Raw genomic sequence first — 19,773 nt, forward strand, 5'->3', positions numbered from 1 at the left:
ACAAGGCCCGGGAACGTATTCACCGCGGCGTGCTGATCCGCGATTACTAGCGATTCCGGCTTCATGCAGGCGAGTTGCAGCCTGCAATCCGAACTGAGAGAAGCTTTAAGAGATTAGCTTAGCCTCGCGACTTCGCAACTCGTTGTACTTCCCATTGTAGCACGTGTGTAGCCCAGGTCATAAGGGGCATGATGATTTGACGTCATCCCCACCTTCCTCCGGTTTGTCACCGGCAGTCTTGCTAGAGTGCCCAACTGAATGATGGCAACTAACAATAAGGGTTGCGCTCGTTGCGGGACTTAACCCAACATCTCACGACACGAGCTGACGACAACCATGCACCACCTGTCACTTTGCCCCCGAAGGGGAAGCTCTATCTCTAGAGTGGTCAAAGGATGTCAAGACCTGGTAAGGTTCTTCGCGTTGCTTCGAATTAAACCACATGCTCCACCGCTTGTGCGGGCCCCCGTCAATTCCTTTGAGTTTCAACCTTGCGGTCGTACTCCCCAGGCGGAGTGCTTAATGCGTTAGCTGCAGCACTGAAGGGCGGAAACCCTCCAACACTTAGCACTCATCGTTTACGGCGTGGACTACCAGGGTATCTAATCCTGTTTGCTCCCCACGCTTTCGAGCCTCAGCGTCAGTTACAGACCAGAGAGCCGCCTTCGCCACTGGTGTTCCTCCATATATCTACGCATTTCACCGCTACACATGGAATTCCACTCTCCTCTTCTGCACTCAAGTCTCCCAGTTTCCAATGACCCTCCCCGGTTGAGCCGGGGGCTTTCACATCAGACTTAAGAAACCGCCTGCGCTCGCTTTACGCCCAATAAATCCGGACAACGCTTGCCACCTACGTATTACCGCGGCTGCTGGCACGTAGTTAGCCGTGGCTTTCTGGTTAGATACCGTCAAGGGATGAACAGTTACTCTCATCCTTGTTCTTCTCTAACAACAGAGTTTTACGATCCGAAAACCTTCTTCACTCACGCGGCGTTGCTCGGTCAGACTTTCGTCCATTGCCGAAGATTCCCTACTGCTGCCTCCCGTAGGAGTTTGGGCCGTGTCTCAGTCCCAATGTGGCCGATCACCCTCTCAGGTCGGCTATGCATCGTGGCCTTGGTGAGCCGTTACCTCACCAACTAGCTAATGCACCGCGGGTCCATCCATCAGCGACACCCGAAAGCGCCTTTCAAATCAAAACCATGCGGTTTCGATTGTTATACGGTATTAGCACCTGTTTCCAAGTGTTATCCCCTTCTGATGGGCAGGTTACCCACGTGTTACTCACCCGTTCGCCACTCCTCTTTTTCCGGTGGAGCAAGCTCCGGTGGAAAAAGAAGCGTACGACTTGCATGTATTAGGCACGCCGCCAGCGTTCGTCCTGAGCCAGGATCAAACTCTCATAAAAAGTTCGAACAATCTTGCGATTGTTAAGCTCAATTTGTTTGCTAGCATATTGCTTGCTTGTAAAAAATGTTTGTTGTCTTGAATTGAATCAAGACGCCCTACACATTTGGTTTGTCTTACTTTGTTCAGTTTTCAAAGGTCTACTTCATCGGAAGTGTTTTTCCGATTTATTTTCGGCTGCCGTAACAACTTTTATATCATATCAGAGCGACAAGTGATTGTCAACTCTTTTTTAAAAGTTTTTTCGATTTCGTTTTTTCGAAATCTTTCAACAACTCATTTATCATAACTTGTTGTTTGTTATTTGTCAAGAACTTTTTTGAAGTTTTTTTCGATAGAATCAAGCTTCGCAAGCTGTTCTTTTTTTAACAACTCAGTTATCTTATCATGTCATTATCAACATGTCAATAACTTATTTTTTATTATTTTAAGTTATTGGTGTTCTTTTGAACAAATAATAATATATCAACATCACATACGAAAGTCAATAAGAAAATGCTTATTTATCAACATTTCCAGCTTATATGATCGTTAATTAGTTCTTCTCCTTTTTTTGTTCGTCTTTATAACCTTAAAAAACGAAAAATCCTTTTATTTTCAGTTTAACGTTCATGTTTTTGTCCTATTTATGAGAACCAAATCTCTCACCTTCTAAAATTTTCCTTAACAAAGTGCTGCTTTTATCTATTTCTGCTTTTTTTTGCTAGAATAATAGTAACAATATGACTCTGGAGGATTTATTTATGAAAATTTTGATTGCTGACGATGATAAAGAAATCGTTGAATTATTAAGTATCTATGTTCACAATGAAGGCTATGAAGCAGTAAAGGCTTATGATGGGAAAGAAGCATTATCTAAAATCAGAACAATCCCTGATATTGACTTACTTATTTTAGATATCATGATGCCAGAGATGGACGGGATGCAAGTAGTGAAAGAGCTGCGAAAAGAATCTCAAATCCCAATCATTATGCTGACAGCAAAAACTACTGATATGGATAAGATCAAAGGACTGGTGGCTGGTGCAGATGATTATGTAACCAAACCGTTTAATCCATTAGAAGTAATGGCTAGAGTAAAGTCTTTATTACGGCGTACAAAAATGCAGATTGCCCCAGATCAGCCTGATGTATTAGAAGTAAATGCATTAATCATCAATAAAGACTCTCATGAAGTTAAAACAATCGATGGGAAAGAAATCCAGTTAACAGCTTTGGAATTCGGTATCCTCTACTTGCTTGCTAGTCATCCTAATCGAGTATTTAGCGCGGATGAAATTTTTGAGCGTGTTTGGAAACAAGAAAGTATTGTCTCTGCTAAAACTGTCATGGTTCATGTTAGCCATTTAAGAGATAAGATCGAAGAAGCAACTGGTGGTGAAAAAGTCATTCAAACCGTTTGGGGAGTGGGCTATAAAATTGACGCAAGATAGTAAACGAGCAACTGAAAAACGCCGTCGGATCAACTTGACTTCAAAAGAAATCAGCGAATTGTTAGCGGAAGGAATCATCACGATCATCCTTTTACTTCTATTAAATGTTTCTATTTTGGTTGTTATCAGTTCGGTAATCAATAGTTCACCTTCTTTGTCAAATGCGATTTGGGATTCAAAGAATATTTTTGCGGAACGATTGAACACTGATTTATTTTGGAACGGTCGAAACTTTATTATTCCCTTTTTCTTTCTATTAGATATTGGTGTTTTGTATTGGCGTTTGATTCGAAGATATCGCCAAATGCAATTACGACATATCATCAGTGAACTTCATTACATCGCAAATGGAAATTATGATCATCGTATCCCTTTTGAACTTAGTGGTGACTTAAGCCGAGTTGTAACAAGTATCAATGGATTGGTAGATAGCACAGTAGCAGCGATTGAAGACGAACGTAAAATCGAGAAATCAAAAGATGAATTGATCACAAATGTTAGTCACGATATCCGTACCCCTCTTACTTCTATCATTGGATATCTAGGATTGATAGAAGATGGTCAGTATCACTCAGAAGAAGATCTTTTAAAGTATACACATACCGCTTATATTAAAGCAAAGCAGATGAAATCTTTAGTGGACGACTTATTTGAATACACTAAGGTACGCCAGCCTGCTGTCCCAGTAAATTTTTCTGCCTTTGATATGATCCAGTTGATCGAACAGTTAGCTGCTGATTTTGAGTTGGAAGCTTCTAAAAAAAATATCCAAATACTTGTGCAGTCAAAAGTAGATTCCCTTATCATGGATGGCGATACAGAAAAACTTGTACGTGTCTTCAATAATCTTTTGACGAATGCGTTGAAATATGGAAAAGGAGCTACGAAGATCGTGATCGAAGTAGAACGTGTCGGTTCAGAAGTTGTTGCAACGGTCAAAAATAATGGAGCAATGATCCCACAACAGGCAATCGATAATCTATTCGACCGTTTTTATCGTGTAGAAGAATCTCGGTCACAAGCAACTGGAGGAACTGGGCTTGGTTTAGCAATCGCTCAAAGTATTGTGGCTTTACATGGTGGCTACATTTATGCAAAATCAGATAAGCAATGGACTTCTTTCATCATGCACCTTCCAATCAAGAAAAATGAAAAATTACCTATTGATGCACAGGAAGTTATTGACGAAAGCTGAAATATTCGCTATTCTTATTACAATTATTAGAATAAATGAAAAACACAGAACCCAGTACACTTTATTCTTTTTCAGAGAGCTGATGGCAGGTGCAAATCAGCAAAGGATAATTTGGAAGTTCCAGTTCGTTTACGTGCCCTTTCGAAATAAGAAAGGTCGGTTCAACAGCCGTTATGTGTTCAACAAGTGCAGCTTATGCTGAACTTGGGTGGTACCGCGAATTTCAGACTGATTCGTCCCAAGAATAATGGGATGGATCAGTCTTTTTTTATTTTCAAAAAGGAGGAAAACATATGTTAGATGTAAAAATGATGCGACAAAATATCGAAGAAGTACAAGAAAAACTAATGACTCGGGGCGTTAAAAAAGAAACATTAGTTGAATTCATGGAACTAGATGAAAACCGCCGCAAATTACTAGTCAAAAGTGAAGAATTGAAAAAATATCGAAATGACGTTTCTGCTGAGATCGCTCAATTGAAGCGTGCAAAAGAAGATGCTTCTGCTAAAATCGCTGAAATGAAAGAAGTCGGCGGCAACATCAAAGCATTGGATACTGAAATTGCTGAAGTAGATGAAAAATTGAAACAAATTGCCACTACTTTGCCAAACCTTCCCCATGATTCTGTGCCAGTTGGATCAGATGAAGAGGACAATGTAGAAATCCGTCGTTGGAGCGAACCACGTACATTTGCTTTTGAGCCAAAACCACACTGGGAAATTGCAGAAAATCTTGATATTTTAGACTTTGAACGTGGCGCAAAAGTAGCCGGTAGCCGTTTTGTTTATTATAAAGGGTTGGGCGCTCGATTAGAACGTGCAGTCTACAACTTCATGCTTGATCAGCATATTTACGAACACGGCTATACTGAAATGATTACTCCTTATATCGTCAACAGTAAAGCGATGTTTGGTACAGGACAATTTCCAAAATTCAAAGAAGATGTTTTCCAATTGGAGAATACTGATTTAACATTGATTCCGACAGCTGAAGTCCCATTGACTAACTATTATAATGATGAAATTTTAGATGGTGCGGATTTACCTGTTTATTTCACTGCGCTAAGTCCTGCTTTTCGTTCTGAAGCTGGAAGTGCCGGTCGGGATACTCGAGGACTGATCCGTCTTCACCAATTCAATAAAGTAGAAATGGTCAAATTCTCGGATGCAGAACATTCTTACGAAGAATTGGAAAAAATGACAGCTGATGCAGAAGATATCTTGAAAAAACTGCATTTGCCTTATCGTGTAATGGCCTTATCAACTGGAGACATGGGCTTTTCTGCAGCTAAAACTTATGATTTAGAAGTATGGATTCCTGCACAAGATACTTATCGTGAAATCAGTTCTTGTTCTAACTGTGAAGATTTCCAAGCACGCCGCGCCATGATTCGTTATCGCGATAATGATGGAAAAATCCACTATGCTCATACTTTGAATGGTTCAGGACTTGCGGTTGGCCGTACAGTAGCTGCCATTTTGGAAAACTACCAAAATGAAGATGGTTCTGTCACAGTTCCAGAAGCGCTCGTTCCTTATATGGGTAATCTGAAAGTTATTAAATAAAGAGGTTGTGAAAAAGCTGTCCTGCATCAAGTAATAAGAACTGCCAAACAAAAATAGCTCCTCTGATTTTTCGTTTTGTTGGGCTTATTACCGCAGATGCAAGCTTTTGAACACTGTTTATCAGAGGTTGTGAAAAAGCCGCTTAGTTTCGAGTATTAAGAAAAATTTTGTGAAAATGGCTTTCCACATTTTTGCATAAATTGGACTTAATACCGAGAAACTGGCTTTTGAACACCGTTTACCAAGAGGTCGTGAGCCTGCCGTTCAGCTCCGAGTCACAAGGAACAATTTCAAAAAACAGCTCCTCATGTTTATTGAATATTGTGACTTGTGACCGAGGAATTGGCAGGAGAACACCGTTTACCAAGAAGTCGTAAGCCTGCCGTTTCACTCCAAACCACAAGGAGTAATTTCAAAAAACAGCTCTTCATATTTTATGAATATTGTACTTGTGATTCGGAGTTGGCAAAGGAACATTGTTTATTCAAAAAAAGAGTGGTGACACATGTTGTGTCACCACTCTTTTTTAGTATTTTTAAGATTCAACTGAATAGTTTGGTGCTTCTTTCGTGATTTGTACATCATGAGGGTGTGATTCTTTTAACCCGCTGCCGCTCATTTGGATGAATTGCGCTTCATCACGTAATTGCTGTAAATTGGCTGCCCCAACATAACCCATTCCTGAACGCAAACCGCCGATCATTTGGAAAATAATGTCTGCAACACTTCCTTTGTAAGCAACCCGACCTTCGATTCCTTCTGGTACTAATTTATTTGCTTCATTGACACTACCTTGGAAGTAACGGTCTTTTGAACCTTTCTCCATCGCGCCTAATGAACCCATACCTCGGTATGTTTTGAATCGACGTCCTTGGAAGATTTCGAATTCGCCTGGTGATTCATCTGTCCCCGCCAACATGCTGCCTAGCATAACTGCATGTCCGCCGGCAGCTAATGCTTTGACGATGTCACCAGAGTACTTGATTCCTCCGTCTGCAATAATCGCTTTGCCATATTGACGAGCAACTGATGCTGCATCATAGATGGCTGTGAGCTGAGGTACACCTACACCGGCTACCACACGTGTCGTACAAATCGATCCTGGTCCGATACCGACTTTTACGACATCCACCCCTGCATCATATAAAGCTTTTGTCGCTTCAGCCGTCGCAACGTTCCCAGCAATCAATGTTGCATCTGCAAAAGTTGAACGGATTTCTTGGATTTTTCGGATTACACCTGCACTATGTCCATGAGCTGTATCGATGATGATTGCATCTACCCCTGCTTCTAATAAAGCATTCGCACGCTCGAATGTATCGCTTGTTACACCAACAGCTGCTGCTACAAGCAATCGACCATGTTCATCTTTTGCTGCATTTGGAAATTCGATCACTTTCTCGATATCTTTGATTGTGATCAATCCGCTTAAACGACCTTCGTTATCAACGATTGGTAATTTTTCGATTTTATGTTTTTGCAAAATCTTTTCTGCATCTTTTAGAGAGGTACCTACTGGGGCAGTCACTAAGTTGTCTTTTGTCATCACATCAGCAATCGGCATGTGGTAATCTGTTACAAAACGCATGTCGCGGTTTGTAATGATCCCTACCAATTTTCTGTTTTCAAGTGTTTCAACGATCGGCACACCACTGATACGGTATTTGCTCATCAATTCTTCTGCGTCTGCTACAAGATGCTGTGGCGTTAAGAAGAACGGATCAATGATGACGCCACTTTCAGAACGTTTGACTTTTCTTACTTCATCCGCTTGCTGGCTGATCGTCATGTTTTTATGGATCACACCTAATCCGCCTTGTCTTGCCATAGCGATGGCCATCTTGCTGTCGGTAACGGTATCCATACTTGCACTGATGATTGGAATATTCAACTTAATATTTTTAGCTAATTGTACGCTCATATCCACTTCGTTTGGTAACACGTGACTTTCTGCTGGTATCAATAAGACATCATCAAAAGTAAATCCTTTTTTCGTGAACTTTGTTTCCCAGTTGGACATTTTTAGTACCACTCCTCTAATTTAGTTTATCTATTAAAATAATTGATTTTTTCATTTAAGTCAATGATCTACATGGAATCAAATTAGCTTTCTCATAGAATACCAATATAAATCGCTTACATCTGTGTATATACTAAAAGAGAGTGCGACAGAAGTGGTTAGCTGATTGAACACCGTTTAAGAAAGAGGTCGTGAGCCTGCCGTTCAGCTCCGAGTCACAAGGAACAATTTCAAAAAAACAGCTGCTCATGTTTGTTGAATATTGTGACTTGTGACCGAGGAGTTGGCAGGAGAACACCGTTTAAGGAAGAGGTTGTGAAATCAGTGTTCTGATTGAGTATTAGAGAAACAAACGGTAAAATAGTTCCTCATATTTTGCCGTTTTTTGAACTAATGCCGAGGGTCAGCTGATTGAACACCGTTTATTCGAAAAAAGGAGCTGCGACAAGACTTTTGTCACAGCCCCTTACTATTATTTAACTATGGATAAACGGAATGAGGTCCTTTACTACCTCTCAATATTTAGTAAAGCTACTACTCTGCTTTCTGGTTTATCTTCTTGGAACGGATAAACTTCCAATGATCCCATACTTTTTCTTCAAGTAGTAACGGACGGCTAAAGCAGCTGCTCCGATGATGATAACTACTATCGGATCTAATACTGGATTGATAACTGGCGGCAATAGCGTTGTCGCAGAAAACAGCACGACCCAAAGAAGTGTCGTTCCACCTAGGATAAGCAATGTTTTACCCATTCCTGGTTTCTTGCTTCGATCTGCTCCCGGATATTCATACTGATAGATGTACTTGTACATCATATAAAAGACCCAGCCCCCGATTGCAGAACCTAGAACGAGTGTAGAGAAGCCATAAGCTGGCGTTGTTCCACGTGAAAACAATCCGGTAATCGCGATCATGATACTTAATAGACCAAGCAGTAGTAATGTATTATCCAACCACATCAATAAAGGGGTCGATGTATTTTGTATTTCTGCTGGTTTATTGATGATTGCTTCCGTTCTTTCAGAGACTGTCCCGAACAATTGGCGAGCTGTTTTTCCGCCTTTTTGTTCTGCAACTAAAGTAGGCAGAATGTCATGAAGGGCTTTTACTTTTTCTTCTTCAGACAAATTCGCTGCTTCTAAAGATTTTTTCAAATCAAAAATGTACTGTTGATTTCTTTTGGTTAATTTTGTTTCTAAACTATTGTTTTCTTTTACGATTTCTCGTAATTGTTCTGGTTCCATTATCTAATAGTCCTCCTTAGCCGTTCCTTTTCTCAACGGTCGTCACAAAAGACATTCTACCATATTCTACAGCTAGTTTGATAGCCCTTTTACACATTAAAGCGGAATAACATTACGTCGCCGTCTTGTACAACATAATCTTTTCCTTCTAATCGAACACGCCCAGCTTCTTTTGCTGCATGCATGTTTCCATAATGATCCAAGTCTTCAAAAGAGACAGTTTCCGCACGGATAAATCCGCGTTCGAAATCTGAATGGATGATTCCTGCTGCTTGCGGCGCTTTGATTCCTTTTTTGAATGTCCAAGCACGTACTTCTTGTTCCCCAGCAGTAAAGTAAGTAGCTAAGCCTAACAAATCATAAGCGGCACGGATCAACTGATCCAAACCTGATTCTTCGATTCCTAAAGCTTCTAGAAATTCTGCTTTGTCTTCTTCATCTAATTCTGCGATTTCTTCTTCTGCACGAGCACTGACCACGATCACTTCTGCATTTTCTTCTGCCGCAAAGTTGCGCACTTCTTGTACATAATGATTCGCATCTGCATCTGCCACATCATCTTCTGACACATTTGCTACGTAAAGAATCGGTTTTGTCGTCAATAAGAATAGTGATTTAACGATTTTTTGTTCTTCTTCTGTGAATTCGATCGTTCGAGCAGATTTTCCTTCTTCCAGTACAGGTTTGATTTTGTCCAATACAGCTAGCTCTGCCACTGCATCTTTATCTTTGGTTTTAGCAACTTTTGCTACACGAGTATAGCGTTTGTTGATAGATTCCAAGTCTGCTAACACTAGTTCCAAGTTGATTGTATCAATATCTTCTAGTGGATCGACGCGTCCTTCTACGTGAGTGATATTATCATCATCAAAACAGCGGACAACGTGACAAATAGCATCTACTTGGCGGATATGGCTTAAGAATTGATTCCCCAAACCTTCTCCTTTACTAGCGCCTTTTACGATCCCAGCAATATCTGTAAATTCAAAAGTCGTCGGAACAGTTTTTTTCGGATGTACAAGTTCTGTTAAGCGTTGCAAACGCCAGTCAGGTACTTCTACCATCCCTACGTTAGGGTCGATCGTCGCAAAGGGATAGTTTGCTGCTTCTGCTCCTGCTTTTGTGATCGCATTAAACAAAGTTGATTTTCCTACGTTGGGCAACCCAACAATTCCAGCAGTCAATGCCATAAATTTATTCACTCTTTCTCTGCATTTTTTTCAATTACTTTTTTTAATTTCTTTTCAAAATCTCGACGGGTCATCATGACGATATGTCCGCAATTCATACATCTGATTTTGATATCTGCGCCCATTCGAATGACTTCCCAGCGGTTCGTCTGACAAGCGTGAGGTTTTTTCATTTCAACGATATCGTGCAAGTCGTACATAAAAATAGCCTCCTTTTTGTTTATTCTTCATCAAATTGAATATTCAAGATATCAAGAATTCGTGTCAAATCTTTTTGAGAAAGGTATTCGATCTCGATCTTACCTTTCCCGTTTTTTTCTTGGATAGCTACGCTCGTACCGAATTTATCCATCAAACGATCTTCGCTTTCTCGGATATAATAGGGTTTTTCCTTTGCTAGCCTTGGGATTTTTTTCTTTTCTTTTCCATCGTTTTGATTTAATTCAGAAACGATCTGTTCCAGTTGGCGGACAGTTAAATTTTCAGTTACTGCACGATTGGCTAATTTCAAGATCAATGATTTGTTTTTCAAGCCTAACAGCGTACGAGCTTGTCCCATAGATAAACGTTGATCTTGCACCATTTCCTTAACAAGATCTGGTAAAGAAAGCAAGCGCAAATAATTGGCGATATAAGGTCTGCTCTTTCCTAAACGACTAGCCACTTCTGCTTGTGTCAGTTTCAGATTTTTCATCAGCATTTCATACGCTTCTGCTTCTTCTAATGGATTCAGATCTTCCCGTTGCAGGTTTTCCAACACGGCTACTTGCATCATTGCTTCTTCGTCAAAGTCTCTGACGATAGCAGGGATCGTTTCTTTTTCAGCTAGTTTGGACGCTCGAAAACGTCTTTCTCCTGCGATGATCTCATATCCTTTTACTGCAGAACGGCGTACGATGATTGGTTGGAAGACGCCTGATTGTTCAATAGAATTAGCTAGTTCTTGCAAAGATACTTCTTCAAATGTCTTACGAGGCTGATACGGATTTGGACGCAGCTCATTCAATGGCAACTGGACCACGGTATCATCTTTTACATCCACCGTCTCTAAGTTTTCTAAATCTTGGAACAATGCATCGATTCCTCGGCCTAATCCTTTACTTTTCTTCACGACTTACCACTTCCTTTGCCAATGCTTGGTAGACTTCAGCTCCCCGAGAACGTGGATCGTAGTCGATGATCGGTTTTCCATGACTAGGTGCTTCTGATAAACGAATATTTCTTGGGATGATTGTTTCATAGACTTTTTCGCGGAAGTATTTGCGTACTTCTTCTACGACTTCATTTCCCAGATTTGTTCGTGCATCATACATGGTCAGCAAGACACCTTCTATTTCCAATTCTGGATTGAAGTGCTTTTGGACTAAACGAACCGTATTCAGTAATTGGCTTAATCCTTCCAATGCGTAATATTCACACTGAACAGGTATCAAAATCGAATCACTTGCTGTAAATGAATTGATTGTCAAATGGCCAAGAGAAGGCGGACAATCGATCAAAATATAATCATACTGGCTGCTGACTTCTGCTAAAGATCCTTTTAATCTTGATTCTCTTGCCATCATTGATGTCAATTCGATCTCTGCTCCTGCTAATTGGAGAGTCGCAGGCACAATACTCAAATTTTCATGTTCAGTGATCAACGTCGCCTCATCAATTGGCAATTCATTGACTAGAACGTCATAGATGTCTTTTGTCACATCGGGTTTTCTGATCCCGACACCACTGGTAGCATTTCCTTGTGCATCCATATCCACTAGCAACACTTTTTTGCCAAGGCTGGCAAGACAAGCACCTAGATTTACCGTCGTCGTTGTTTTGCCGACGCCACCTTTTTGGTTCGCAACAGATATTATTTGTGCCATCTCTTCTCCTCCTATTTGATTGGCTGCTTATTAGGCAGACCGGGCTTTCTTGGGTATTTCTTTGGGGTTATTTTCTTTTTTTGAATGACGATAATATGCCGTTGGTCAGAGACATTCGGCAAGGTAACTGCCTCTTCTTTGAGGAATTTACCACCTAATAAAGCAATCGCTTGTTTTGCTTCTGTCAGTTCCTCTTCACTTTTTGCTGCTTTCAATGCATAAAAATAGCCTTCTTGTTTAGCCAAGGGCAAACACAATTCTGCTAACACATTCAAACGAGCAACTGCACGAGCAGTGACAAGGTCAAATGATGCACGAAATTGAGGATTTTGTCCAAATGTTTCTGCCCGGTCATGATATAAGGAAGCATCAATTCCTAATAATCGAGTTAGTTCAGACAGGAAGGTTATTCTTTTATTCAGAGAATCAACAATCGTTATCTGCAATTCGGGAAAGGCAATTTTTAAAGGTACGCTAGGAAATCCTGCTCCTGAACCGACATCGCATAAAGATAAAGGTTGCGTAAAGTCTACTTCAAATGCTAACGTAAGCGAATCGTAAAAATGCTTCAGGTATACGTCTTTTTCATCCGTAATGGCTGTAAGATTCATTTTTTCGTTCCATTCGACTAATGTCCGATAATAGATAGCAAATTGTTCCATTTGATGATCGGTAAGCTCTATCCCTTTTTCTGCCAAAGATTGGCGAAATTCTTCTGGTATCATAATTATTCCTTTCATTGTGAAACAGCAATTGTTTCACAGATTCTCTCCCTACTTTAACGCAAAATTCCAAGACATGCAATCCTTCCATATGGATTCTTAAAAATTTGAAAAGTAAGAAACGCCGATAGATTTTTTCTTTCTATTATGGCACTCATAAAATACACATAGAAGAGAGAACTAGCTTTGAGCAATTTCTGCAAAAACTGGTTCTCTCTTCTATTTATTATTACGTATTACGCTGGTTCACTGACTTTCGCAATCTTCCCTTGTTCGATATAGACCATTAAGATGCTTAGATCTGCAGGATTTACTCCGCTGATCCGGCTAGCTTGGGCAATTGTTTCTGGTTGGATTTTCTGCAATTTTTGTTTTGCTTCTGTTGCTAATCCGTTGATTGCTGCGTAGTCGATGTTTTCTGGAATCTTTTTCGCTTCCATGCGTTTTAATTTTTCTACTTTTTCCATGGCTTTTTTGATGTAGCCTTCATATTTGATTTGGATTTCTACTTGTTCGATTTCTTTTCGTGTTAATTCTTCATTCTCTGGAATAAACCGTAGAAGATCTGCATAAGTAATCTCAGGGCGTCTTAAAAAGTCGCTTGCTAGTACGCCATCTTTTAGAGGTGCCGCATTAATCGTCGCTAAAAAGGCTTGAACTTCTTCTGTTGGTTTGATCCGTACATTCATCAAACGTTTGATTTCTTGTTCAACTGCTTCTTTTTTCTTCAAATAAGCCTTGTATTGGTCCTCTTTTACTAAGCCCACACGGTGACCCATTTCTGTCAATCGCAAATCTGCATTATCATGACGTAAAAGCAGACGGTATTCAGCACGTGAAGTCAGCAAACGGTAAGGCTCGTTCGTTCCTTTTGTCACCAAATCATCGATCATGACACCGATGTAACCATCACTTCGTTTGATCACTAAAGGCTCTTTTCCTTGAACTTTCAAAGCTGCATTGATACCAGCAATCAGTCCTTGTCCAGCCGCTTCTTCATACCCGCTTGTACCATTTGTTTGTCCAGCTGTATAAAGATTTTCAACGACTTTAGTTTCTAATGTCGGACGGAGTTGGTGTGGTTCTACTACGTCATATTCGATAGCATATCCTGTACGCATCATTTCTACTTTTTCCAAACCGGCGATGGAATGAAGCATGTCGACTTGGACATCTTCTGGTAAAGAAGTAGATAACCCTTGAACATAGACTTCTTCTGTGTTCAAGCCTTCTGGTTCTAAAAATAGTTGGTGACGTGGTTTGTCTGCAAAACGCACAATCTTATCTTCGATGGATGGACAATAGCGAGCGCCTACCCCTTCAACGATCCCTGTAAACATTGGGGCACGATGTAAGTTGTCTCGAATGATTTGGTGAGTCGTCTCACCTGTATAGGTTAGCCAGCAAGATTCCTGATCTAGTTTATAGGCACTATCTGGTGTGCTGAAGCTAAAATGATTCGGCTCTTTGTCACCAGGTTGTTCTTCTGTAACAGAATAATCGATCGTACTTGATTTTACTCGAGGCGGTGTTCCTGTTTTGAACCGTTCGATAGCAAAGCCAAGTTCTTTTAGATGATTCGCTAGTCCAATAGAAGGTTGAGAGTTATTCGGACCTGATGAATATTTTAATTCACCGATAATGATTTCTCCGCGAAGTGCTGTTCCGGCTGTAATAACAACTGCTTTTGCCCGATAGCTCGCTCCTGTGGAAGTCACTACACCATGACAAACACCATCTTCGACGATCAGTTCTTCGACGATTCCTTGTCTTAACGTCAAATTTGGTTCTTTTTCGATTGTATGTTTCATTTCTGTTGAATAAGCATGTTTGTCTGCTTGTGCTCGCAATGCTCGGACAGCTGGACCTTTTCCTGTGTTCAACATACGCATTTGGATATAGGTTTTATCGATATTCTTACCCATTTCTCCACCTAGCGCATCGATTTCTCGAACAACAACGCCTTTAGCTGGTCCGCCTACAGAAGGATTACATGGCATGAATGCTACCATATCCAAATTTATTGTCAGTAATAACGTTTTTGAGCCCATACGTGCAGCAGCAAGTGCAGCTTCTGAACCGGCATGTCCTGCGCCGACAACGATCACGTCATACGCATCTGCTTCATAATGTTTCAATCGTTTGTTCCTCCTTTTATTTTCCTAAACAAAATTGACTGAATAATTGAGTGATCAATTCATCTTGTACACTATCGCCAACCACTTCTCCTAGATAGTCCCAGCAACGCGTCATATCGATTTGAACGAGATCCACAGGCATTCCTGCATCAATACCTGCAATGACTTCTTCAAGTGACAGGGAAGCTTTTTCTAACAATGCGATATGGCGGGTATTGGAAACATAAGTAGCGTCTCTTTCTCCTGTTTCTCCGCTGAAGAATAACTCAGAAATAGCTGATTCCAAACGATCTAGTCCGTCGTTTTTAGCTACGGAAATTGAAAAAACTGGTTCATTTTCGTTCCATTTGTTCAATTTTTCTTGTTCCAACTGTGCTGGCAAATCTGTTTTATTTAGAAGAATGATCCGTTTCAATCCACTTGTCGCTTCCAGTAATTGTTCATCTTCTGCTGTCAGTGGTTCGCTTTGGTTTAGAACAAGTAAGATCAAGTCTGCTTCTGCTAATGCTTTACGGCTTCTTTCGACCCCAATACGTTCCACCACATCTTCTGTTTCCCGAATTCCAGCTGTATCGATTAGCTTGAGCGGTACGCCTCGAACATTGACATACTCTTCGATTACATCTCGAGTCGTTCCTGCAATGTCCGTAACGATGGCTTTTTCTTCTCTTAACAAATGGTTTAACAAGCTTGATTTGCCGACATTTGGCCGACCGATGATCGCCGTACTTAACCCTTCCCGCAGAACCTTTCCTTGCTTGGACGTAGCAAGTAGTGCTTGGATTCTTTGTTGGATCATCTGTGCTTTTTCAAGCAATAACTTCGTAGTCAATTCTTCGACGTCGTCATATTCGGGATAATCAATATTTACTTCTACTTGAGCTAATGTCTCTAAAATCTCTTGTCTCAATGAGCGGATCAAAGCAGACAGATTGCCGTCTAACTGATTAAGGGCTAACCCCATTGCTTTGTCTGTTTTTGCCCGAATCAAATCCATCACAGCTTCTGCCTGTGAAAGGTCAACACGACCATTCAAGAATGCCCGTTTTGTGAATTCGCCTGGCTCAGCTAATCTTGCCCCTTCTCTTAACAATAACTGCAAAATTTGATTGACTACGACGATCCCGCCGTGACAATTGATTTCTACTACATCTTCCCGCGTAAATGTCTTTGGTGCTCTCATCACAGAGACCATGACTTCATCGACTAGCTGATCGCTCTTAGGATCAACGATATGTCCATAATGAATCGTATGGCTTGGTACTTCAGATAGTCGTTTATTCCCAGAATGATAAACTTTATCTGCTAGTTGCACAGCTTGATCGCCACTTAAACGAACGATACTGATTGCCCCTTCTCCAGGCGGGGTAGAAATTGCCGCAATCGTATCAAATTCTAAAGTAATTTCAGCCATTTTTTCACTTCCTTTTTCATTTTGCGCACAAAAAAAGTGCCCACTCCACCCTTTATGCATAATAAACGGTGAACTTCGCACTTTGACTGCTTGTTCTTGATTAAATTCTGGTCATAGGTTATCACACTTGCTATAAGGAATCAAGTGTTTAAAACAAGTTATATGAAGTTGTACCTCACCTGATTCCATTACCTTACATTTAATTGACTTTGGATGTCTCTTTGTGTTCTTTGGTTTATTCGAAGAGAAAATGCTGTATAAACAAGGCTTTATCTTTCTTAAAAAAAACGGTACACTAAATGGTAGCGCTATCTAAACTATACACTTTTGAAAGGAGAAAAGGAGTGAGCCAGTTCAACTCTGATGCATTGAAAGAAGAAAGTGATTCTCGGATCAACGATGTTGTTTTATCTACAGGAAATATCAATCAAAAATATATCGTCCGCGATATCGTTTTTGTTGTGGAATGCTTAGAAGCTGATTTGTTTGACCCAGCTTTTCCCAAAGAGGATCTTTTCTTGACAACGAAGAGGAAATTAAAGATGAAGGTTCTTGAATATGGTGCGAATGCGGTGATCAACTGTCATTTTGAGTATCAGCAAAGAAATCGGGATGGAAAGTATTTTCTGGAACTTTTTGCTTATGGAACAGTGATCCAATTTATCCAAACGACGATTGGTTAAATGAAACAGGTACAAAAAAAGCGGAGCAAAACTGAAAACAGTTTCGTTCCGCTTTTTTCTATCAAAGTTAGTGACTACTTCATCGTATACTCTGATAAGAATGATTTCTAGTAAAATATACTTGGTTTGAAAAACTTTGTCAACGTGATTTATTCAAAAAGTAATGGAATCAATAATATTTTTTAGCAGGTTCAACTACTAAGTAACGATAAGGTTCCTCACCTTCCGAATGTGTTTTTACATGTTCATCTTTACTTAATGCAGCATGGATTTGTTTACGTTCAAAGGCAGGCATTGGTTCTAAGAAAACAGGCTGTCCTGTCCGTTTTACTTTTTCAGCCGTGCGATCAGCTAAACGCTGAATGATCTCTTGGCGCTTTTCACGGTAATTGCCTACATTGACCACTACAGATAGCTTATTTCTTGCTAAACGATGGATGAAGACTTGTGCCAGATATTGCAATGCATTCAGCGTTTTTCCATGTTTCCCAATCAGTAACCCTTGCTTTTGTGTTTCTAAATGGAAAACGACCATATTATTGGATTCTCTTTCCATTTTGACAAGAGCTGGAGCATCAAGCTGTTTTGAAATTTCAGTAAGATAGACTGCCAATTCCGTTAAAGCTGCTTCATCACCTAGCTCACTTACTTCTTCTGTTTTTTCTTCAAGAATCGTTTCGTTGACTACCTCGATCTCAGCTGTTGGTTCTTCTTCTAAAATCTCTTCTACCGTCTGTTCTACTGTTTCAGAAATTTTTTCACTGATACTTGGCTGGATCGAAAGCCGTGCATTTTTTTGGCCCATTCCTAGGAAACCTTTTTTTCCTTCTTCCAGTATTTCGATTTCAACTTGGTCTTTGGCCAAACCCAAATCAGCTAGACCTAGTTGAACAGCTTCATCTATTGTTGCAGCTTCATAAATCGGCATTAGCATTCCCTCCCCTATTATTTCCGTTTTTTCTTAGGATTCATTGCTTTCTTCAATGCACGTTCTCTTTCGCGGATTTTACGTGCTTCTTCTTCCCGTTCTTTTCGAATTTTGAAAGGATTGTTGATCAGCAGCGTTTGTACAACTTGGAAGGCATTGGAAACCACCCAGTATAATGAAAGACCGCTGGCTAAATTGACACCCATCACTAAAATCATTACAGGCATCACGAAATTCATGATCTTCATTGATGCATTCGATTCAATCTGACTCATGCTAGATAAATACGTACTTGCAAAAGTAAAGATTGCTGCTAGAATCGGCAAGATAAATGTTGGATCCGCGTTCCCTAAGTTCAACCATAAGAAATGGCCTTGTTTCAACTCAGGTACACGGGAAATAGATTGCCATAACGCCATCAAGATTGGCATTTGTACCAATAAAGGAAGACAACCAGCATATGGATTGACTCCATTTTCCGCATATAAACGCTGTTGCTCTTCTCTTAATTTACTTTGTGTTTCTGGGTCTCTTGAACTATATTGTTGCTGCAGTGCTTTTAATTTCGGTTGTAATTCTTGTGTCTTGCGCATGCTCTTTGTTTGGAAATGCATCAGCGGCAACAAGATCACACGGATGATCAATGTAAATAAAATGATCCCTATCCCTGCATTACCAAATGACAACGCCTTGATCGCCTCAGCAAAGTAATAAACAATATAACGATCCCAAATTCCTGTACTTTGTGCGCTGACTTCCCCAGTTCCGCAACCGGATAAGACGATGACCAAACTAACGATACCGGCCATCAAAAGTAAACGTTTGTATTTCTTCACTTACTCTTTTCCTCTCTGTCGATTATTTTTGCAAGTTTTAAGACGTGGACTAAATTGGAGCTAACCTCATCATAAGTCAGCCCCTTCACACTTGGTCTAGCAATCACAATAAAATCCAACTCCGGATCAATCTCTTCTTTTATAGAATAAACTGCTGCTCGGATTTTTCGTTTGACTTCATTGCGGCTTACCGCGTTGCCGACCTTTTTTCCTACAGATAAACCAACTCGAAAATGAGGCTGTCCCGGTTTTTTCAAACGGTAAACGACGAATTTGCGGTTAGCAAAAGAATCTCCCGTATGAAACACGGCTTGAAACTCTCGTTCTTTTTTTACTCGATACGCTTTTCTCATTAGTTTTCTTTCCTTTTCTATCTCTCACTTACGCTCATAATCATACCATAATTACGATTGTCCTTTCATCATTTCCCTAAAAAAGAGTATAAAAAAAACCACTGAAACCCCAGTGGCCTAAGCTGAAAGAACTTTTCTTCCTTTACGACGACGGCTAGCTAACACACGACGTCCATTTTTAGTACTCATACGTTTACGGAATCCGTGAACTTTTTGACGTTTACGTTTATTTGGTTGGTATGTTCTTTTCATATATTCCACCTCCAAAATGTTCTTATCTATTTTATAAACACAGACATACTTTGATAGTATAACGACAAAGTAGTGATTTTGTCAATATAAAATAGAAGATCGATTGTCAAAACTTATCCACAAGATTATTTTTTTCTATGGGAATCCCATGTGGAAAAAGTTATGCACAGGAATTATCCACAAATAATAACGAGGCACTTTTACACAGAAAACACACGTGTAAAAAAAGTAATCCACAACCAGGCATTTTTCTGTGCATTTTGTCCCTAAACTATTGATAAATATATATTTGTTATCCACAGGTATAGGAGGAAATCTAGTGATTTTTACGAGTTGTCCACCTGTGCATTAGTGGTGTGGAAAACTTTTTTTGACAGCTGTGTTTTTCTCTTTTTTTTATTTGTCGATTATGTGGATAATTGTAATTAAAAAATTTTTTTCTTCGGTTTCTGTGGAAAACTATTGAAAAAAATGCTAAATTAGTACTAGTTATTCACTTTTTAATGAAGGAGGAGGCCTTAT

General features: G+C 40.1%; 17 protein-coding genes, 1 rRNA gene and 1 other annotated feature (1 of these 19 only partly in view). Of the genes, 4 read left to right on the forward strand and 14 right to left on the reverse strand.

The annotated features are described in order from the left end of the window. Nucleotides 1–1,411: ribosomal RNA gene (locus IGK53_RS12635) — 16S ribosomal RNA — on the reverse strand (it extends 150 nt beyond the left edge of the window). Nucleotides 1,412–2,153: 742 nt separating this feature from the next. Between IGK53_RS12635 and IGK53_RS12640 the strand changes: the two genes are divergently transcribed. The 3 genes from IGK53_RS12640 to serS all read left to right on the forward strand — a co-directional run bounded on the left by IGK53_RS12640 (nt 2,154) and on the right by serS (nt 5,603). Then, a complete protein-coding gene (locus IGK53_RS12640; RefSeq protein WP_002329777.1) occupies nt 2,154–2,843 on the forward strand; it encodes a response regulator transcription factor in 690 nt (229 codons plus the stop codon). Next, nucleotides 2,830–4,038, forward strand: coding sequence for a sensor histidine kinase (locus IGK53_RS12645; protein ID WP_002329776.1), 1,209 nt, complete (start codon nt 2,830–2,832; stop codon nt 4,036–4,038). Before IGK53_RS12640 ends, IGK53_RS12645 begins: the two co-directional genes overlap by 14 nt. Nucleotides 4,039–4,076: 38 nt before the next feature. Continuing rightward, nucleotides 4,077–4,282 (forward strand) — a binding site (T-box leader). Between the two features lie 49 nt (nt 4,283–4,331). Continuing rightward, nucleotides 4,332–5,603 carry a serine--tRNA ligase gene (gene serS, locus IGK53_RS12650; protein ID WP_002329775.1) on the forward strand — a complete coding sequence of 424 codons (1,272 nt, stop codon included), beginning with the start codon at nt 4,332–4,334 and terminating at the stop codon, nt 5,601–5,603. A gap of 535 nt (nt 5,604–6,138) precedes the next feature. Here the strand turns inward: serS and guaB are convergent. The 9 genes from guaB to mnmE all read right to left on the reverse strand — a co-directional run bounded on the left by guaB (nt 6,139) and on the right by mnmE (nt 16,199). Beyond that, entirely contained in the window at nt 6,139–7,623 is a 1,485-nt protein-coding gene (gene guaB, locus IGK53_RS12655; protein ID WP_002293341.1) for an IMP dehydrogenase, read from the reverse strand. Nucleotides 7,624–8,174: 551 nt separating this feature from the next. After that, the gene (locus IGK53_RS12660) at nt 8,175–8,870 is read right to left on the reverse strand and encodes a DUF1129 domain-containing protein (protein WP_002293104.1); all 696 of its coding nucleotides are present in this window, start codon (nt 8,868–8,870) and stop codon (nt 8,175–8,177) included. A gap of 89 nt (nt 8,871–8,959) precedes the next feature. After that, entirely contained in the window at nt 8,960–10,060 is a 1,101-nt protein-coding gene (gene ychF / locus IGK53_RS12665; protein ID WP_002293105.1) for a redox-regulated ATPase YchF, read from the reverse strand. Nucleotides 10,061–10,068: 8 nt separating this feature from the next. Then, nucleotides 10,069–10,260, reverse strand: a complete 192-nt coding sequence (locus IGK53_RS12670) for a DUF951 domain-containing protein (protein WP_002293106.1) — start codon at nt 10,258–10,260, stop codon at nt 10,069–10,071. Between the two features lie 20 nt (nt 10,261–10,280). Then, nucleotides 10,281–11,171 carry a ParB/RepB/Spo0J family partition protein gene (locus tag IGK53_RS12675; RefSeq protein ID WP_002293107.1) on the reverse strand — a complete coding sequence of 297 codons (891 nt, stop codon included), beginning with the start codon at nt 11,169–11,171 and terminating at the stop codon, nt 10,281–10,283. Next, complete coding sequence (locus IGK53_RS12680; RefSeq protein ID WP_002293108.1) at nt 11,158–11,925, reverse strand: ParA family protein; 768 nt, start codon at nt 11,923–11,925, stop codon at nt 11,158–11,160. The genes IGK53_RS12675 and IGK53_RS12680 overlap by 14 nt, the downstream gene beginning before the upstream one ends. Nucleotides 11,926–11,936: 11 nt before the next feature. Next, the gene (gene rsmG, locus IGK53_RS12685; protein WP_002293109.1) at nt 11,937–12,650 is read right to left on the reverse strand and encodes a 16S rRNA (guanine(527)-N(7))-methyltransferase RsmG; all 714 of its coding nucleotides are present in this window, start codon (nt 12,648–12,650) and stop codon (nt 11,937–11,939) included. A gap of 233 nt (nt 12,651–12,883) precedes the next feature. Next, entirely contained in the window at nt 12,884–14,785 is a 1,902-nt protein-coding gene (gene mnmG, locus IGK53_RS12690; RefSeq protein ID WP_002293110.1) for a tRNA uridine-5-carboxymethylaminomethyl(34) synthesis enzyme MnmG, read from the reverse strand. A gap of 16 nt (nt 14,786–14,801) precedes the next feature. Beyond that, nucleotides 14,802–16,199 (reverse strand): tRNA uridine-5-carboxymethylaminomethyl(34) synthesis GTPase MnmE, encoded by a 1,398-nt coding sequence (gene mnmE, locus IGK53_RS12695; RefSeq protein WP_002329774.1) that lies wholly within the window; start codon nt 16,197–16,199, stop codon nt 14,802–14,804. Between the two features lie 299 nt (nt 16,200–16,498). Here mnmE and IGK53_RS12700 point away from each other — a divergent pair, with 299 nt between their 5' ends. Beyond that, nucleotides 16,499–16,882 carry a hypothetical protein gene (locus IGK53_RS12700; protein WP_073357676.1) on the forward strand — a complete coding sequence of 128 codons (384 nt, stop codon included), beginning with the start codon at nt 16,499–16,501 and terminating at the stop codon, nt 16,880–16,882. Between the two features lie 169 nt (nt 16,883–17,051). Here IGK53_RS12700 and jag read toward each other — a convergent pair whose 3' ends face one another. The 4 genes from jag to rpmH all read right to left on the reverse strand — a co-directional run bounded on the left by jag (nt 17,052) and on the right by rpmH (nt 19,251). Next, nucleotides 17,052–17,810, reverse strand: coding sequence for an RNA-binding cell elongation regulator Jag/EloR (jag, locus tag IGK53_RS12705; RefSeq protein ID WP_430604831.1), 759 nt, complete (start codon nt 17,808–17,810; stop codon nt 17,052–17,054). Between the two features lie 17 nt (nt 17,811–17,827). Further along, nucleotides 17,828–18,646: a YidC/Oxa1 family membrane protein insertase gene (locus IGK53_RS12710; RefSeq protein WP_002309900.1), complete on the reverse strand. Its 819-nt coding sequence runs from the start codon at nt 18,644–18,646 to the stop codon at nt 17,828–17,830. Further along, nucleotides 18,643–18,999 (reverse strand): ribonuclease P protein component, encoded by a 357-nt coding sequence (rnpA, locus tag IGK53_RS12715; RefSeq protein ID WP_430604833.1) that lies wholly within the window; start codon nt 18,997–18,999, stop codon nt 18,643–18,645. The genes IGK53_RS12710 and rnpA overlap by 4 nt, the downstream gene beginning before the upstream one ends. 117 nt (nt 19,000–19,116) lie before the next feature. Then, nucleotides 19,117–19,251, reverse strand: coding sequence for a 50S ribosomal protein L34 (gene rpmH, locus IGK53_RS12720; RefSeq protein WP_002293121.1), 135 nt, complete (start codon nt 19,249–19,251; stop codon nt 19,117–19,119). Nucleotides 19,252–19,773: the final 522 nt, after the last annotated feature.

This window comes from Enterococcus sp. DIV1224, from assembly GCF_050555455.1.
Lineage (GTDB): Bacteria > Bacillota > Bacilli > Lactobacillales > Enterococcaceae > Enterococcus_B > Enterococcus_B lactis.

What these genes read in the sequence shown, in the direction of transcription:
- IGK53_RS12640 (WP_002329777.1), top strand. Translation starts at nt 2,154, where the DNA reads ATGAAAATTTTGATTGCTGACGATGATAAAGAAATCGTTGAATTATTA.
- serS (WP_002329775.1), top strand. Translation starts at nt 4,332, where the DNA reads ATGTTAGATGTAAAAATGATGCGACAAAATATCGAAGAAGTACAAGAA.
- guaB (WP_002293341.1), bottom strand. Translation starts at nt 7,623, where the DNA reads ATGTCCAACTGGGAAACAAAGTTCACGAAAAAAGGATTTACTTTTGAT.
- IGK53_RS12660 (WP_002293104.1), bottom strand. Translation starts at nt 8,870, where the DNA reads ATGGAACCAGAACAATTACGAGAAATCGTAAAAGAAAACAATAGTTTA.
- ychF (WP_002293105.1), bottom strand. Translation starts at nt 10,060, where the DNA reads ATGGCATTGACTGCTGGAATTGTTGGGTTGCCCAACGTAGGAAAATCA.
- IGK53_RS12670 (WP_002293106.1), bottom strand. Translation starts at nt 10,260, where the DNA reads ATGTACGACTTGCACGATATCGTTGAAATGAAAAAACCTCACGCTTGT.
- IGK53_RS12680 (WP_002293108.1), bottom strand. Translation starts at nt 11,925, where the DNA reads ATGGCACAAATAATATCTGTTGCGAACCAAAAAGGTGGCGTCGGCAAA.
- rsmG (WP_002293109.1), bottom strand. Translation starts at nt 12,650, where the DNA reads ATGATACCAGAAGAATTTCGCCAATCTTTGGCAGAAAAAGGGATAGAG.
- mnmE (WP_002329774.1), bottom strand. Translation starts at nt 16,199, where the DNA reads ATGGCTGAAATTACTTTAGAATTTGATACGATTGCGGCAATTTCTACC.
- IGK53_RS12700 (WP_073357676.1), top strand. Translation starts at nt 16,499, where the DNA reads ATGGTAGCGCTATCTAAACTATACACTTTTGAAAGGAGAAAAGGAGTG.
- jag (WP_430604831.1), bottom strand. Translation starts at nt 17,810, where the DNA reads ATGCCGATTTATGAAGCTGCAACAATAGATGAAGCTGTTCAACTAGGT.
- rnpA (WP_430604833.1), bottom strand. Translation starts at nt 18,999, where the DNA reads ATGAGAAAAGCGTATCGAGTAAAAAAAGAACGAGAGTTTCAAGCCGTG.
- rpmH (WP_002293121.1), bottom strand. Translation starts at nt 19,251, where the DNA reads ATGAAAAGAACATACCAACCAAATAAACGTAAACGTCAAAAAGTTCAC.